Source organism: Roseitalea sp., assembly GCF_984466335.1.
On sequence record NZ_CFIFWG010000048.1, the window covers coordinates 16,563 to 18,402 of the forward strand.

General features: G+C 64.1%; 3 protein-coding genes. All 3 read left to right on the plus strand.

Annotation, left to right across the window (positions count from 1 at the left end; genetic code table 11):
- On the plus strand, positions 1-302 hold a 302-nt coding region (locus AC5E6L_RS06470), incomplete at its 5' end, for a HesB/IscA family protein (protein WP_491772060.1).
- A gap of 32 nt (positions 303-334) precedes the next feature.
- Complete coding sequence (gene xth / locus AC5E6L_RS06475) at positions 335-1,117, plus strand: exodeoxyribonuclease III (RefSeq protein ID WP_491230768.1); 783 nt, start codon at positions 335-337, stop codon at positions 1,115-1,117.
- An 83-nt stretch (positions 1,118-1,200) separates the two neighbouring features.
- Entirely contained in the window at positions 1,201-1,467 is a 267-nt protein-coding gene (locus AC5E6L_RS06480; protein ID WP_491772062.1) for a hypothetical protein, read from the plus strand.
- Positions 1,468-1,840: the final 373 nt, after the last annotated feature.

Consider the following 1,840-nt stretch of genomic DNA (forward strand, 5'->3'; position numbering starts at 1 on the left):
CCGCCTTCGCGCGCGTTGCCAAGGTCCTCGCCGACGAGCCGGACAAGGATGCCCTGCGCGTCTCCGTCGAAGGCGGCGGATGCTCTGGCTTTTCCTACATGTTCGACCTCGTCGCGGGCCGCAACGACGATGACGTGGTGCTCGAAAAGGACGGCGCGACCATCCTGGTCGACGAATTGTCCCTGGTTTACATGGGCGGTTCGGTGATCGATTTCGTCGATGATCTGATCGGCCAGTCCTTCCAGATCAGGAATCCCAATGCGGTGGCGAGCTGCGGCTGCGGCACCTCGTTCACGGTCTGACCGCCATCGGCAGCGCCCGTGAAGATCGCCGCATGAAAATCGCCACTTGGAACATCAACGGCGTCAAGGCGCGCCTCGATGCGCTCCTGAACTGGCTTGAGCAGTCCAAGCCGGATATCGCCTGCCTTCAGGAGATCAAGTCGGTCGACGACAATGTCCCGCGCGCGGCGATCGAAGCGCTCGGCTACACCGTCGAGACCCACGGCCAGAAGGGCTTCAACGGCGTCGCGATCCTGTCCCGCCTGCCGTTCGACGAGGTCAATCGCGGCCTGCCGGGCGACGAGGGCGACAAGCAGGCACGGTTCATCGAAGGCGTCTTTTCGACGCAGACCGGCGCGCTGCGCGTCGTCTCGCTCTATCTGCCGAACGGCAACCCGGTCGCCTCGGACAAGTTTCCCTACAAGCTGGCCTGGATGGAGCGGCTCGAAGCCTGGGCGCGCGCGCGGCTTTCACTTGAAGAGCCGCTGGTCCTGGCCGGCGACTACAATGTGATCCCGATGCCGCAGGACTGTCACGATCCGGCGGCCTGGGAAGGCGATGCGCTCTATCGGCCCGAAAGCCGCACCGCGTTTCGCAGGCTCGCCAACGCCGGCTTCACCGACGCGCTGCGCGCAACCTCGGACGCGGCAGGGACCTACACGTTCTGGGACTATCAGGCCGGTGCCTGGCAGAAGAACAACGGCATTCGCATCGACCATCTGATGCTGTCGCCGGAGGCGGCCGGACGACTGCGGTCCGCCAATGTCGAAAAGCACGTCCGCGCCTGGGAAAAGCCCTCCGACCATGTGCCCGTTGTCGCGCGGATGGCTTTCTGAGCGGTGCCGCGCACCCCGGGCGACCGGGGGATGATTGTCGAACCCCGGCGTTTGTGAAACACTCCTCCCACGGAGGATGTGTCATGCTGAAACACCTTCTTTGCGTCGCGCTGGCCGGAACAGGGCTTTCGGTGGCCGCCTCGGCCATGGCCCAGAATGGCCCGGCGATCGAGAACGCGGCACGGTCCATCCCCTGCACCTGCCGGTTCAAGGGCCGCGACATCCCGGTCGGCCAGACCATGTGTCTCGACCTGCCGAGCGGGCATGTCCTTGCGCGGTGCGGCCGGGTGCTCAACAACACGGCATGGAAGACGCTGCAACAGGGCTGCGAGGCACCGGGCCTGTCGTGACGGGGGGCATCCCTGTTGCCGCCGCACTCTGCTTGCCGGTCGACGCAAGGCACTTCTGACCCCGCTCGGCCCGACCGGCCGATTTTTCCGTGGTATCGAGATCGACCGCAGCGCGCTTGGCGGCCGAACTGTCGATTTCATAGCCGAGATAGGCAGCGCTCATGGAATTTGCCTTTCTTTGGATGCCCGCCTAGGCGCATCTGGCTTGGGTTGGTTCGGTTCTGTTTGCCGGCCGGCGTTGCGCTCCACCAGGAGAAGCGTGTAGCGCCTAGAGCGGTTTGTCTTTAGATGGAAACGGTTTGATGGACAGAGTTTTTTGCCGCAGCGAGGAAAACACCGCAGCGCGATATGAATATCGTGCGAGGATTTTGAC

Bases quoted from the DNA above. Each gene is read 5' to 3' on its own strand.
- xth (WP_491230768.1), top strand. From the start codon at position 335: ATGAAAATCGCCACTTGGAACATCAACGGCGTCAAGGCGCGCCTCGAT.
- AC5E6L_RS06480 (WP_491772062.1), top strand. From the start codon at position 1,201: ATGCTGAAACACCTTCTTTGCGTCGCGCTGGCCGGAACAGGGCTTTCG.